At 73.5% G+C, this 13275-nt stretch carries 14 protein-coding genes and 1 tRNA gene; 5 read left to right on the top strand and 10 right to left on the bottom strand.

The window, feature by feature from the left end:
* Positions 1–499 precede the first annotated feature (499 nt).
* Positions 500–835: a GNAT family N-acetyltransferase gene (locus QUE40_RS14670; protein WP_289231414.1), complete on the bottom strand. Its 336-nt coding sequence runs from the start codon at positions 833–835 to the stop codon at positions 500–502.
* A 144-nt stretch (positions 836–979) separates the two neighbouring features.
* On the opposite strand from QUE40_RS14670, the gene QUE40_RS14665 reads away from it, so the two are divergent.
* Entirely contained in the window at positions 980–1519 is a 540-nt protein-coding gene (locus tag QUE40_RS14665) for a hypothetical protein (protein WP_289231413.1), read from the top strand.
* Between the two features lie 26 nt (positions 1520–1545).
* Here QUE40_RS14665 and QUE40_RS14660 read toward each other — a convergent pair.
* Positions 1546–1621 (bottom strand) — tRNA-Arg (locus tag QUE40_RS14660).
* 258 nt (positions 1622–1879) lie between these two features.
* Positions 1880–3067, bottom strand: coding sequence for an AI-2E family transporter (locus QUE40_RS14655; RefSeq protein ID WP_289231412.1), 1188 nt, complete (start codon positions 3065–3067; stop codon positions 1880–1882).
* 161 nt (positions 3068–3228) lie between these two features.
* Between QUE40_RS14655 and QUE40_RS14650 the strand changes: the two genes are divergently transcribed.
* From QUE40_RS14650 to QUE40_RS14640, 3 genes are read left to right on the top strand one after another with little or no spacing between them, the layout of a single operon-like run.
* A complete protein-coding gene (locus tag QUE40_RS14650) occupies positions 3229–5292 on the top strand; it encodes an AAA domain-containing protein (RefSeq protein ID WP_289231411.1) in 2064 nt (687 codons plus the stop codon).
* A 26-nt stretch (positions 5293–5318) separates the two neighbouring features.
* Complete coding sequence (locus tag QUE40_RS14645) at positions 5319–7040, top strand: AAA domain-containing protein (RefSeq protein ID WP_289233098.1); 1722 nt, start codon at positions 5319–5321, stop codon at positions 7038–7040.
* Positions 7037–7222, top strand: a complete 186-nt coding sequence (locus QUE40_RS14640; protein ID WP_289231410.1) for a hypothetical protein — start codon at positions 7037–7039, stop codon at positions 7220–7222. The genes QUE40_RS14645 and QUE40_RS14640 overlap by 4 nt, the downstream gene beginning before the upstream one ends.
* Before the next feature lie 71 nt (positions 7223–7293).
* Here QUE40_RS14640 and mscL read toward each other — a convergent pair whose 3' ends face one another.
* The 7 genes from mscL to QUE40_RS14605 all read right to left on the bottom strand — a co-directional run bounded on the left by mscL (position 7294) and on the right by QUE40_RS14605 (position 12172).
* Positions 7294–7677 (bottom strand): large conductance mechanosensitive channel protein MscL, encoded by a 384-nt coding sequence (gene mscL / locus QUE40_RS14635; protein ID WP_289231409.1) that lies wholly within the window; start codon positions 7675–7677, stop codon positions 7294–7296.
* Positions 7678–7791: 114 nt separating this feature from the next.
* A complete protein-coding gene (locus QUE40_RS14630) occupies positions 7792–8370 on the bottom strand; it encodes an SAF domain-containing protein (RefSeq protein WP_289231408.1) in 579 nt (192 codons plus the stop codon).
* Between the two features lie 233 nt (positions 8371–8603).
* Positions 8604–9452 (bottom strand): S-methyl-5'-thioadenosine phosphorylase, encoded by an 849-nt coding sequence (locus QUE40_RS14625; RefSeq protein ID WP_289231407.1) that lies wholly within the window; start codon positions 9450–9452, stop codon positions 8604–8606.
* Between the two features lie 99 nt (positions 9453–9551).
* Entirely contained in the window at positions 9552–9908 is a 357-nt protein-coding gene (locus QUE40_RS14620; RefSeq protein ID WP_289231406.1) for an FmdB family zinc ribbon protein, read from the bottom strand.
* Positions 9909–9998: 90 nt separating this feature from the next.
* A complete protein-coding gene (locus QUE40_RS14615) occupies positions 9999–10901 on the bottom strand; it encodes a cation:proton antiporter domain-containing protein (RefSeq protein WP_289233097.1) in 903 nt (300 codons plus the stop codon).
* Positions 10808–11530 (bottom strand): cation:proton antiporter domain-containing protein, encoded by a 723-nt coding sequence (locus QUE40_RS14610; protein WP_289231405.1) that lies wholly within the window; start codon positions 11528–11530, stop codon positions 10808–10810. Before QUE40_RS14610 ends, QUE40_RS14615 begins: the two co-directional genes overlap by 94 nt.
* Positions 11531–11563: 33 nt before the next feature.
* On the bottom strand, positions 11564–12172 hold the full coding sequence (locus tag QUE40_RS14605; protein WP_289231404.1) for a 5-formyltetrahydrofolate cyclo-ligase: 609 nt from the start codon (positions 12170–12172) through the stop codon (positions 11564–11566).
* A gap of 56 nt (positions 12173–12228) precedes the next feature.
* On the opposite strand from QUE40_RS14605, the gene galU reads away from it, so the two are divergent.
* Complete coding sequence (gene galU / locus QUE40_RS14600; protein ID WP_142006499.1) at positions 12229–13185, top strand: UTP--glucose-1-phosphate uridylyltransferase GalU; 957 nt, start codon at positions 12229–12231, stop codon at positions 13183–13185.
* The last annotated feature ends 90 nt before the right edge of the window (positions 13186–13275 follow it).

Here is a 13275-nt window from a genome sequence, read left to right as displayed (position 1 = left end):
GAGCGGATGCGGGGACGTTAGGAACGCCGTGTTTCGCCCGCCGCCGCCTCGTGTTTCACCGAGGTGACGGGGTGCTCACAGGCGGTGTGGGCGGGCGGTGAGAAGGGCCTCTGACCTGCGGGTTCGTGGTCCGTGGTGGCCCCTCGCTGGCTGGTGAGGCGTGCGTCACAGTGGAGCCGCGGTGTCCCAGCAGGCGGCGCGATCGCCCGGGCGTGCACCACCTTCTTCGAAACCGCCGGACGGTAGGGCGAAGTTCTGCGAAATGCTGCTCCCGGATCTGTTCAGATCCGTCGCGCTGGCCGCGTGACTCGGAGCCGCGCGCGTACTAGGCACGCGGCGTGTCCACGGTCTGGGGCCCGTGCTGTTCTTCGTTTGTCAGGACGACGTTGAGGGTCTTGAAACCAAGGGCGGCGTAGAACGCCCGGGCGGCGTGATTTCCTGCGTAGGCGGTCACTGATATTGACGCGGCTCCGTGCTCCCGCTTTGACCACTTCATGAACTAATCTAGTAAGTCGTGAGCCAGATGGCGGCGTCGTAAGTGTTCATCCACGAACAGGCTGCGCACATAGCCGATGACCTGTCCGCGCCGTACATCGCTGCTCTTGCTGACCCAGCCGACAAGGTGGCCGTATACGTCAGGTCCGTCTGAGGCGACTAGGACTAGCGACTTGGTCTCTGACAGGAGATTCTCGAAGTCGGCCCGCCCCTTTCGCTGCGGCCACGTCTTGTCGACGGCGGGATCGTGGACGCCTGCGTCCGACTCAAAGAGTCGAGACTCCAGATTTACGAGCGAGTCGATGTCGTCTGCCGTTGCAGCGCGGATGGACGTGGCCACCTCAATATGCAACCACAGGGGACGGGCCGGCCCCGGGGCTTCCCCGAGGCTTCCGGCGGTCTCCACCTTCCGGGCGGGGCCGATTCTGGCTCGGTGGGGGTCTACTCGGCGCTGCGCCGCGGCCCACACGCATACAGTCAGCGCGTGGAGGAGGCGCAACGCTGGGTCCCGCGCGACGCGGAGCCGAACTCGGACGACGAAGAACCCTGGTGGTTCAGTGGCCTGCTCAAGAGCGCCGGTTTCTTCGTCTTCGGGGCGTTGCTCGGTCTGGTCCTCATCGGGATCGACTACGCCGCCGCGCGGGACGTCCCGCGGGAACGCGCCGAGGTCGTCGCGGTGGAGCTCAGCGGTCAGCAAACGTCATGCGGGCGCGATCTGTTCGACAGCACTGACGAAGAGGTCGCCACGCTGCGGGTGGAATCTCCTCGCCCCGGTCTGCCATCGACCGTGGAGGTCCGCAGCTGTCCCGACAACTACGTCCGCGGGGAGTCGGTGCTCCTGGCGCGGCAGGGAGATGGCGGGACAGACGTGGCGGTGGACCCTCCGAGCGGCGGTGACCTCCTCCCCTTCGCCGTCATGGTGGGGGCGATCACGGCCGCCGCGGCGCTGATGTTCTGGTTCGTCCCCGACGCCGTTCGTCACTGGTGGCAGCGCAGGAACGGAGCGCCGTCCGAGGCCGGTTGAGGGTCCGTGGGCCGGGGAGTCCTGCGTGGTGCCCTCGGGCAGATTCGAACTGCCGACACCCGCTTTAGGAGAGCGGTGCTCTATCCCCTGAGCTACGAGGGCGGGGCGGCACGAGTCTAGGTGAGGGCGGGGGAGTGGCTGCGCCGACGTACGCCCTCGCCGGCTGGATAGGTGACCTGCATCGGTGAGGAAACGTGCGGCAGAGCGCACGGTTGGTCACCGATCCGAGTCACCGATGCAGCCCGTCGCCTGGCCGGGCGGGCGGTGGCGCACCAGGCGCCCCAGAGTAAAGCCGCCGCCGAGGACCGGCAGCGCGCTCGACCGCCCGTGCGCTCGACCGCCCGCGCGGGCGCCGTGGCCTCAACCCTGCGACGCCACCGCGTTCGACTGCTGCACCTGGGCGACCTGTTGGCCCTCCTCGGTCAGGTAGTCCAGCTCGTCGGCGCGTTTCTCGCCGCTGCGCAGGTCGATCTGCTCCTGCAGGTAGCGCAGCAGCACGACCAGCAGCGCCGCGGCCGGCACCGCGAGGAAGGCGCCGATGACGCCGCGCATGCTCGAGCCGACGGTCACGCTGAGGATCACCAGGCCGGGGTGCAGCGACATGGTGCGCGACTGCAGGATCGGCTGCAGCACGTTGCCCTCGATCTGCTGCACCGCGAGCACCAGCAGCAGCACCAGCAGCGCCTTGGTCAGCGAGGTCGAGACCAGTGCCACCAGCACGGCCAGGGCGCCGGCGACCGTGGCACCGACGATCGGGATGAAGCCGCCGAAGAAGGTGATCACGGCCAGCGGCAGCCACAGCGGGATGCCGAGGAAGAACAGCCCCAGGCCGATGAAGACCGCGTCGACCAGCGACACCAGCGCCTGCGCGCGGATGAAGCCACCGAGGGTCTTCCACATGCGCGACAGCAGCTCGGTGAGGTGGCCGCCGGCGCGCTCGCCGCACACCCGGCGGGTCCACGGCAGGAACTTCGGGCCGTCCTTGACCATGAAGAACGCCAGGATCAGCGCCAGCACCAGGCTCACCAGCACCGACACGGTGGAGGAGACGCCGCCGAGCACGCCGCTCGCGATCTGGCTGCCGCTCTCGGTCAGCTTGCCGGTGACGGCCTGCACGCCGGAGTCGATGTCCTGCGGGCGGATGTTCAGCGGGGGCCCTCCAGCCAGTCCTGCACGCGCGTCACACCGGCGCTCGCCTGGCTCGCCAGCTCCGGCGCCTGCGAGGCCACGGAGCGGCCGATCATGGCCCCGGTTGTGAAGATGATGAGGAAGCCCAGCAGCAGCGACAGCGCCGCGGCGAGCGCCGGGGCACCCCTTGCTGCGCAGCCAGCGCACCGGCGGCCACAGCACGGTGGCGATCACCAGTCCGAGCAGGATCGGCAGGATCGCGATCCACAGCGGGGCGAGTGCCTTCATCAGCACCCACAGCGAGAGCAGGATGACGGCGATGCGCAGCGCCCAGCTCGCCGTCCACTTCACGCCGTCGCCGATGACGGCGGCGCGGGTGGGCGGCGAGTCGGTCTGCTGCGCGACGGTGCGGCGTGGCATGCGGGACCTCCCGATCAGGTTGCGCCCATCTTCCAGGAGTACGCCCTCCGCGCGCTCCAGGAGGTGCTCGTTCACCCCGTGTCGCCTCCGCGGCACACCTGCGATCGGGTGGGAACCGGTCCTGCACCGCTCGCCGACCCCGGCCGACTAACCTCGGCGGCGTGACCAGCCCCTCGAGCGACGGCATGCGCCCGCAGACCCAGGACGGGTTCGCCGCCGTCCTCGACGGTTGGCGCCGCGAGCTGGTCGAGCTCGGCGGGCGCAACCCGCTGCTGTGGTTCGAGCCGACCCCGTCGGGCTCGCTCGACCTGACCACCGCCCACCCCGCCGGCGTCGCCAAGCTGCTCGCCGGCAACCCCGTCCGGCTCTCCGAGCTGGTGCGCTCGGCCGACGCCTTCGCCGAGTCGCTGCGCCGGGTCCGGGCGATCTGGCGGCACGCCGACCGGTTGGAGCGCGAGCACGGGCTGCGCACGACGTACGTCGCCATGGGACTCGCGTCGTGGGACGTGCCCCCGAGCTATCCCCGCCGGCCGGTCGCCCCCGTGCTGCTGCGCCGGGTCACGCTGCGCCCCACCGACGCCCGCGGCGGCGACGTGCTGCTCGACGTCGCCTCCTCCCTGGTCGCCAACCCGGTGCTGCTGGACTACCTGCGCAGCGAGCGCGGCGTCGACATCACCGCCGACTGGTTGGTCGCCGCCGCCGGTCGAGGACACGGTTCGCCCGAGGGCGCCTACGCCTGGCTGCGCTCGCAGTGCGCCGGGCTGCCCGGGTTCGACGTGCGCCCGAGCCTGGTGCTGTCGACCTTCTCCACCGCCAAGGCCCCGATGATCGGCGACCTGGCGAACAACGGCATGACCCTCGCGGCGCACCCGGCCGTCGCGGCGATGATCGGCGACCCCGAGGCCGTCGCCCACGTCGGCGCCACGGCGCCGCCGGCCGAGGCCGACCCCGACCTGGAGCAGGAGCGCATCGTCGTCGACGCCGACGCCAGCCAGCGCGCCGCGATCGACGCCGTCGAGGCCGGCTCGCACCTGCTGCTGAACGGTCCGCCCGGCACGGGCAAGACCCAGACGATCGTCGACCTCATCGCCACGCTGTCCTCGCGCGGCCGCCGCGTGCTGCTCACCTCGCCCAAGCGCAGCGCGCTGCAGGACGTCCGCGCCCGACTGGGGGAGCACGGCCTCGCCGAGCTCGTGCTCGACGTGGACCGCGCGACACCCGCCGACCTGGTCGCCACCATCGACCGGGCGCTCGCCCAGCCGGAGACCGCCCCGGACGCTGCGGACGCCGAGTCGGACACCGCCCCGTCCGACGCCGCCTCGGGCGCGGAGAGCTCCGGCTCCACGCTGAGCGCCGCCCGCGACCGCCTGGCCGAGCACCGCCGCGCCATGCACGAGGCCCGCGAGCCGTGGGGCGTGTCGGCCGACGAGGCGCAGACCCGCATCGCCGAGCTGGCCGCGCTGGAGCACCCGCCGCACTCGCGCGTACGCCTCGTGGGCAGCCGGTTGCACCGCATCCCCGACGAGCGTCGCGGCGAGGTGTCGGAGCGGCTGGTCGAGCTGGCCCGCGCCGGCGCCTGGTCCAGCGAGCCCGGCCCCGACCCGTGGTACGCCGCCCGCGTCGTCGGCGAGGACCAGACCCGACGCACGCGCGAGCTGGTGCAGCGCCTGTCGGGTGGGGGCTGGCCGAATACCGTTCTCGCGTGGGCGATCTCGCCGCCCAGGTCGGTCTGCGCCGCCCGCGCACGGTGCTCGAGGCCGACGAGCAGCTGGACCTCATGGGCCGGGTCTTCTCGACGCTGGAGATCTTCCGCCCCGAGATCTTCGAGGCACCGCTCGACCAGCTCGTGCGCGCCACGGCCTCCCGCCGCGAGCGGGCCGAGCAGGAGCGCGGCGACGACGTCGGTCTGCTGGAGCGTCGCCGGCTGCGCAGCCAGGCCCGCGAGCTGCTGCGGCCCGGCCCGCCGCCCAAGGACCTGCACGGCGTGCTCGTGCTCGCCGCCGCGCAGAAGGCGCAGTGGAACGAGCAGAGCGGCCCCGGCTCGCGCCCCAGCGCACCGGTCGAGGTGCCCGAGGTCGAGCGCGAGCAGGAGACCTTCCGCGAGGAGCTGGAGTGGCTCGGCGCCCGGCTGGAGCCGACGCGCGACGGCGGCGACCTGGTCCGGCTCGACCTGGACGACCTGCAGGCCCGGCTCGACGACCTGGCCGCCCACGACGACCGGCTGACCGCCACGGCCGCGACCGTCACCCGCGTGGACGAGCTGCGCCGCGAGCACCTCGGCCCGCTCGTCGACGACTTCGCGGCGCGCCACCTGCCGGTCGAGCGGGTGCCCGAAGAGCTCGACTTCGTCTGGTGGAGCTCGGTGCTCGACGAGATCAAGACCCGCGACGAGGCGTACGCCCGGCACGACGGCGAGGAGCTGCGCCGCGCCGCCGAGCAGTTCGCCGACGACGACCAGGCCCAGCTGGAGCGGTCGCGGCGGCGGGCGCGCGCCGATTTCGACCGCCAGGTGCGCCGGGTCGCCCAGGACTTCCCCGACCAGGTGCAGCTGCTGCGCGAGCAGGCGGCGCGCGGCGACCAGGCGATGCCGTGGCGCGAGCTGCTGGCGGCCGCGCCGGAGCTGATGACCTCGGTCCGGCCGTGCTGGGCGATGAGCCCGCTGACCGTCGCCGAGCACGTGCCGCCGGGCCTGTGGTTCGACGTGGTCGTGATCGACGAGGCCTCGCTCGTGAGTCCCGCCCAGGCCGTGTCGGCCATCGCCCGCGGCGAGCAGGTCGTGCTCAGCGGCGACCCGCAGCAGCTGCGGCCGCAGCCGTTCACGGTCACCGCCGACGACCAGCGCCCCGCCGCGGTCGGCACCGGCGACTCGGTGATCGACGTGCTCGGCCCGCTGCTGCCGCAGCAGCCGCTGACCTGGCACTACCGCTCCGCCGACGAGCGGCTGGTCTCGTTCGCGAACGCCGAGGTCTACGGCGGCACCCTCGTCACGCTGCCCTCGCCCGGGGCCGAGGAGGTCGTGGGCTTCGAGCGCGTCGACGGCGCGCACGGCGACGGCACGACCAGCCCCGCCGAGGTGCAGCGCGTCGTCGACCTGGTGCTCGCCCAGCTGCGCGAGCACGCCGAGGAGTCGGTCGGCGTCGTCTCGCTCAGCGCCCCGCACGCCGAGCAGGTCGACGCGGCGCTGCGGGCGGCGCTCGATCCGGCCGTCGCTGCGGCGGTGTCGGTGCGCGACGTCACCGACGCTCAGGGCGAGGAGTGGGACGCGGTGATCCTCACCGTCGGCTTCGGCCGGGGCGCCGACGGCGCCGTGACGTACGACGTCGCCGGGCTGGGTGCGCCCGGCGGCGAACGGTTGCTCGCCGTGGCGACCACCCGCGCCCGCCGCCGGCTCACCGTCGTGTCGACCGTGACGGCCGGTGACCTCGCCCCGAACCGGTTGCGCTCCAAGGGAGCCCAGCTGCTGCGCAGCCTGCTCGCCTCGGTCGGCGGCGACCAGCAGCCGCAGGACCAGGAGGTGCCGCGCGGCGTCGCGCGCATCGGCGGTCGCCGCCGCAGGGTCGCCTCGACCGGCAGCGTGGTCGACCAGCAGGTGGCGCCGCGACCCGCGCAGCGTCCGGTGTCACCGGTCGTCTCCGACCTCGCGAAACGCCTGCGCGACAAGGGACTCGTCGTCAGCACCGGCTACGGCCGGTCGATCCTGCCCATCGACCTGGTGGTGCACGACCCCGCGCACCCGGACGAGCCGATCGTGGCCGTCGAGACCGACGGGCCCGGTTATGCCTCGATCTCCGGCGTGCGCGACCGCGACCGGCTGCGCCCCGACCTGCTGCGCCGCTTCGGCTGGGCCTACGAGCGGGTCTGGACCGTCGACGTCTTCCGCGACCCGGCCCGCGACGTCGCCCGCATCCAGAACACGGTGCAGCGGGTGTCGCTGGAGCGAGCCCAGGCCCGGCGACGAGGGCGTACGTCGTGAGCGGCGCGCGCCCCGCGCGTCGCCACCGCCGCGCGACCCGCGAGGCCACCGGCGGCGTCGAGCAGCGCGGCGGCCGGCCCGACCAGACCAGCGACGACGTGGAGCCCGAACGGGGCGGCGAGCGCGACGACGAGCGCACCCGCTGGCTGCGCGAGCAGCGTCCGCCGCACTGGGGGCGCTAGGCCCGTCAAAACTACGAACGGCGGCTCCCTCGGTGAGGGAGCCGCCGTTCGTCAGCGGTGCAGCAGGTCGGTCAGCGGCGGGCGCGCAGCTCGTCGCGGATCTCGGCGAGCAGCTCGAGCTCGGTCGGCTCGATCGGGTCCTCGACGCCGGCCTTGCGGCGCTCCTGCAGCTTGTTCATCGGCAGGATCAGCAGGAAGTAGACGACCGCGGCGGTCAGCAGGAACACGATGAGGGCGTTGATGATCGCCGACAGGTCGACGAACGTGTTGGCCTGACCCGACTTGATGCGGAAACCGAGGCCCTGCGTGTTCGCACCGCCGAACGAGTTCAGCAGCGGGGTGATGATCGAGGAGACGAACTTGTCGACGACGGCCGCGAACGCGGAGCCGATGACGACCGCGACGGCGAGCTCGACCACGTTGCCGCGGAAGAGGAACTCCTTGAAGCCCTTCATGGGGTGATTCCTTTGGTCTAGGGGGTGATCGCCCGCGACTGTAGCGATATTTCAGCCCCCGGGTATGACCAAACCCTGCGCATCTGCGGCGTGTCTGTGCTATTGGCGGGCCAATCATCCGGCGTCCAGCGCCAGGACGACCGGCGCGGTGCCGCCCGGCCCGCCGCTGCGGGCGCTCGCCACCGCCCCGACGTACGTCCGCGGCACCGCCACCAGCACCGACGCCGCGGCCCGTGGTCCGGCCTCGTCGCCGGCGGGCACCACGGCCAGCACCCGCACGCCGCGCGCGGCCGGGGTGCCCTGCTGGTCGAAGACGTCGACCCGGTCGCCGGGGCGCAGCATCTCGGTGAGGGCGGCGTCGTCGGACGGCAGGCTCAGCACCACGTCGCCGGCGGACGTGCCGGGCAGGGTGGCCGGTGTCAGCAGCCGGGCGGTGGTCACCGGCTCGCCGCCGCGGACCGGACCCACCACGCGGCGACCGGCGAGCGAGGCCGCGGTCGGCTGACCCTCGCCCGCCACCTGCTCGACCAGCCGCGCCGGCCACTGCACCGTCTCGACGTCGTCGGCCCGCAGCAGGTGACCGGCCGGGAGGTCGCGCGCCGCCACCGGCACCGGACGGGTCGGCTCGGGGGCCGGCCGCATCGCCGTCAGCCCCACCGTGACGGCCAGCGCTGCCAGGGCGGCGGTGAGCACGCGGCGCAGCCGGAGGCGGCGGGTGGCCTCGCGGCGGGAGGGTCTGCTCGACCTGTCCAGCGGTCTCGATACGGTCGCTCGTTCCTCGCGACCTACTCGACCGGCTTGGGCGCGACCTGCTCGACCGGCTTGGGCGCGACCTACTCGACCGGCTTGGGCTCGACCGGCTTGGGCGCGGGGTCTCGATACGGCCCGCTCGTCCCTCGCGGGCCTACTCGACCTGCTTCGAGCGCTCATGGCAGCTCGAACGGCAGGGTCAAGCCGTCGAGCGAGCGGCGGCAGGCGCAGCGGGCGGTGTCGTCGGGCTCCGGCTCGGGCAGCCGCGCGATCGCCTCGCGCAGCAGGCCCTTCAGGTCGTCGATCGAGCGCGCGAACTGCTGCAGCACCGCCTCGTGCGTGACCGCCTCCTGCCCCTCGACGCCGGCGTCGTGATCGGTGACCAGACAGGCGTTGGAGTAGCACATCGCCAGCTCGCGGGCGACGCTCGCCTCGGGCATCGCGGTCATGCCGACGACCGACCAGCCGGCGGCCCGGTGCCACTGCGACTCGGCGCGGCTGGAGAAGCGCGGCCCGTTGATCACGACCAGGGTGCCGCCGTCGACCGCGTCGAGCCGCGACCCCGCGCTCGCCCCCAGCACCGCCGCGCGCCCGCGCGGGCAGTAGGGGTCGGCGAACGCGACGTGCACCACCGGCCCCGGCTCGTCGTAGACCGTGTGCGCCCGCCCCCACGTGCGGTCGACGACCTGGTCGGGCACGACGAGCGTGCCCGGGCCGTGCTCGGGCCGCAGCGACCCCACCGCGCACGGCGCGAGCACCTGGCGCACCCCGAGGCTGCGCAGCGCCCACAGGTTCGCCCGGTAGTTGACCTGGTGCGGCGGGAACACGTGCCCCTGACCGTGCCGCGCGAGGAACGCCACCCGCCGCCCGTCGACCTCGCCCACCGCGATCTCGTCGCTGGGGTCGCCGAACGGCGTCTCGACCCGGTGCCGCTCGGGGGAGGACAGGAAGGAGTAGAAACCGGAGCCGCCGATCACGCCGATGTCGGCGAGCGGCTCACGCGTCGGGGCTGCAGCAGCGCTCATGCGGCGAAACTACCGAGGCGGCACCGCGCCCAGCAGGCCGCGCCCCGCCCCTGTGCATCCCGCGCCGCGCGCGCAGCCCTGTGGAAAGGACGGCCCCGCTCAGGCAGCCCCGGAGCCGGACGACCCCGACGAGGTGGTCGAGCTCGACCCGGAGTCGCTCTTGCCCTCGGCCTTCTTGGTGCCCGACTTCTCGCCGGACCCGGACTTCTCGCCCGACCCCGAGCCACCGTCGGACGACGACGACCCCGACCCCGACGACGAGCCCGAGGATCCCGACCCCGACCGGCTGTCGTTGCGGTAGAACCCCGACCCCTTGAACACCACGCCGACCGAACCCCAGACCTTGCGCAGCTTGCCGCCGCACTCGGGGCACTCGGTGAGCGGGTCGTCGTGGAACGACTGGTACTTCTCGAACTGGTGGCCGCACTCGGTGCAGGCGTAGGGGTAGGTGGGCATCTCGACCTTCGTGGGACGTGCGCGCGAGGCGCTCGAGGAGCAACGGTGCCGGGGCGACGGCACCGGCGCGGGCCCAGGTTACCCCGCGGCTCAGCCCGCGTCGGCGGCGTTCCAGCCGGCCAGGCGCCCCGCGCGACTGACCGCCTGGATGCGCTCCACCACCGCGCCGCGCGCCTCGGCGGTCGCGACGACGAGCACCTGGTCGCCGTGCCGCAGCACGGTGCGCCGGTGCGGCACGAACGAGGTGCCGTCGCGCACCACGAGGGTCATGTCGGCGCCGGGCGGCAGCCGCAGCTCGAACACCTCGACCCCGTGCAGCCGCGACTCCTGCCCGATCGTGACCTGCAGCAGGTTGGCGTCGAGGTCTTCCAGCGGGGTGGCCTCGACCTCGACGTCGTACGTCGGTGCCGCCTGCGCGAGCCCGAGCCGCCGGGTGATCCACGGCAGCGTCGGGGCCTGCACGATCGTGAAGACGATGACCAGCACGAAGATCATGTCGAAGATCCACTCGGTGCCGGGCGTGCCGAGCATCAGCGGGACGGTCGCGAGCACGATGGGCACGGCGCCGCGCAGGCCGGCCCAGGACAGGAACACCTGCTCGCGCCAGGAGTAGCCGAAGGCCGCGACGCTCGCGACGACCGACAGCGGCCGCGCGACCAGCAGCAGCACCGTGCCGAGCACCAGCGCCGGCACCACCTGGGCGAGCAGCCGCTCGGGGAAGGCGAGCAGGCCGAGCATGACGAACAGCCCGATCTGGGCCAGCCAGCCGAACGCCTGGGCGATGCCGCGCACGGCCTGCCGGTGCGGCAGGCGCAGGTTGCCGAGCACCAGCGCGCAGACGTAGGTCGCGATGAAGCCGCTGGTGGAGACCAGGTCCGCGACGGCGTACGCCAGCACGGTCACGCCCACCACGGCGATCGAGAACAGGCCTGAGGAGCCCGGGGCGCCCCAGCGCAGCAGCCGGCCGATGAGCTGGCCGAGCACGAACCCGATGAGCGCGCCGCCGGCCAGCTCCAGGATCGCCTCGCCGGCGACGAAGGCCCAGCTGTGCTGCTCGAACCCGGGGTCGCCTGCGCCGCGAGCGCCACGACGAGCAGCACGACGGGCGCGTCGTTGAAGCCCGACTCGGCCTCGAGCACGCCGCTCAGCCGGGCCGGCAGCGGCACCCGGCGCAGCACCGAGAACACCGCGGCGGCGTCGGTCGAGCTGAGCACCGCGCCGACGAGCAGCGCGACGTTCCACGGCACCCCGAGCAGCAGGTTCGCCGCGACGCCGACGACCAGCACCGACACCACGACGCCGACGGTCGAGAGCATCGCCGCGGCCCCCACCGACCCGCGGATCGCCGACCAGTCGGTGGTGAGCCCGCCCTCGGCGAGGATCAGCACGAGCGCGGCGTAGCCGAGCGCCTGCGCCATCGCCTCGTCGTCGAAGGAGATGCCCAGGCCGCTGCTGCCGAGCGCCATGCCGATGCCGAGGTAGAGCAGCAGCGTCGGCAGCCCCGACCGGTTGGCCAGCCGCACCGCCGCCACGCCGAGCAGCAGCACCACCGAACCGATGAGCAGCAGCGTGGTGAGCCGGTCGGTGATGCCCACGGAGGTGGCCGCGGCGAGTGTGGGCATGGCCGGTCTCCTCTCGCGTGCGGGCGGTGCGGCCTATCTTCGCAGCACGTCCGCGCCGGGTCCGGGGCGCAGCACGATCAGGCCGTACGCCGGCGTCACCACCGCGTCGACCGCCCGGTCGTGCGGGTCGGCCGGCACCGACCCGACCAGCTCGTCGTCGTGCACCACCGCGACCAGCGGGGTCCCGGCGGGCACCCGGGCCAGCGCCCGGTCGTAGCTCCCGCCGCCCTGGCCGAGGCGCATGCCGGTGCGGTCGACCGCCAGGGCGGGCAGGACCACCAGCGCCGCGGCGGCGACCGCGTCGACGCCGAGGGGCTCGGCGGCGGCGGCCTCGCCGCCCGTCGCTCGCTGCCAGTCCAGGTCCTTGTCCGGCAGGAGGAGGGGCAGGAGCAGGTCGAGCCCGCGACGGCGTACGTCGGGGTTGAGGTGGTCGGTCGGCGGCTCGCTCGGCAGCGACGCGAACGACGCGACCCGCGCGCCGGCCGGCAGCCGGTCCAGCACGGGCGCCAGGTGGCCGGTGATCGCCGCCGCCTGGGCCGCCCGCTCGTCGGGGCCGGTCGCGGCACGGCGCGCGGCACGGCGGGCGCGCAGCTCGCGGCGGGCCGCGGGCTTGTCGTCGGGCAGGTGCGGGGTGGGCGGCACGCTGCCAGTCTGCCGGTGCCGGTCCAGCCCCGGGTGCTGCCGATAGCCTGACCGCCATGACCGCACCGCAGCAGCGAACCCGAGCCCGCAAGGCCGTGATTCCGGCCGCCGGCCTCGGCACCCGTTTCCTCCCGGCGACCAAGGCCATCCCCAAGGAGATGCTGCCGGTCGTCGACAAGCCGGCGATCCAGTACGTCGTCGAGGAAGCCGCGCGCGCCGGTCTCACCAACGTGCTCACCATCACCGGCCGCAACAAGGCCGCCCTCGAGGACCACTTCGACCGGCACTGGGAGCTGGAGCAGGCCCTGGAGAAGAAGGGCGACGACCTGCGCCTGCGCCGCGTGCAGAAGTCGCAGGGCCTCGGCGAGGTGCACTTCGTGCGCCAGGGCGAGCCGCGCGGTCTCGGCCACGCCGTGCTGTGCGCCCGCCCGCACGTCGGCAACGAGCCGTTCGCGGTGCTGCTCGGCGACGACGTGATCGACGACCGCGACCACCTGCTCGAGGAGATGCTCGACGCGCAGCAGACCTACGGCGGCAGCGTCGTGGCGCTGATGGAGGTGCCGCCGGAGCAGATCCACCTCTACGGCGCGGCCGCGGTCGAGCCGATCGACGGCGTCGACCACGTGGTGCGAGTGACCGGTCTGGTCGAGAAGCCCAAGGCCGAGGACGCCCCGAGCAACCTCGCGATCATCGGCCGCTACGTCCTGGACCCCTCGATGTTCGACCTGCTCGAGAAGACCGAGCCCGGTCGCGGCAACGAGATCCAGCTGACCGACGCGCTCGCCGAGGCCGCCCGCCTCGACAAGCCGGGCCAGGGCGTCACCGGCGTGATCTTCCGCGGCCGCCGCTACGACACCGGTGACCGGCTCGACTACCTCAAGGCCATGGTGCGCCTGGCCGTGCGCCACCCCGACCTCGGCGAGGACTTCCGCCAGTGGGTGCGCGACTGGGTCGACACCGAGGAGGGCAAGCACCCCGGGGACGACACCGACTGGTCGGTCACCCCGCACTGATCGAGATGGCCTCGCCAGCACCCGGGTCGAGCAGCCGCGCGAGCGACGAGCGCGGCGGCTCGGGACTCGTCCCCTCGAGGAGCACCGCGC

It is taken from the genome of Barrientosiimonas endolithica (genome assembly GCF_030296655.1).
In the GTDB taxonomy this organism is placed as follows: domain Bacteria; phylum Actinomycetota; class Actinomycetes; order Actinomycetales; family Dermatophilaceae; genus Barrientosiimonas; species Barrientosiimonas humi.
The sequence above is the reverse complement of the archived record's forward strand: the minus strand, read 5'-3'. Positions and strand labels throughout refer to the sequence as shown.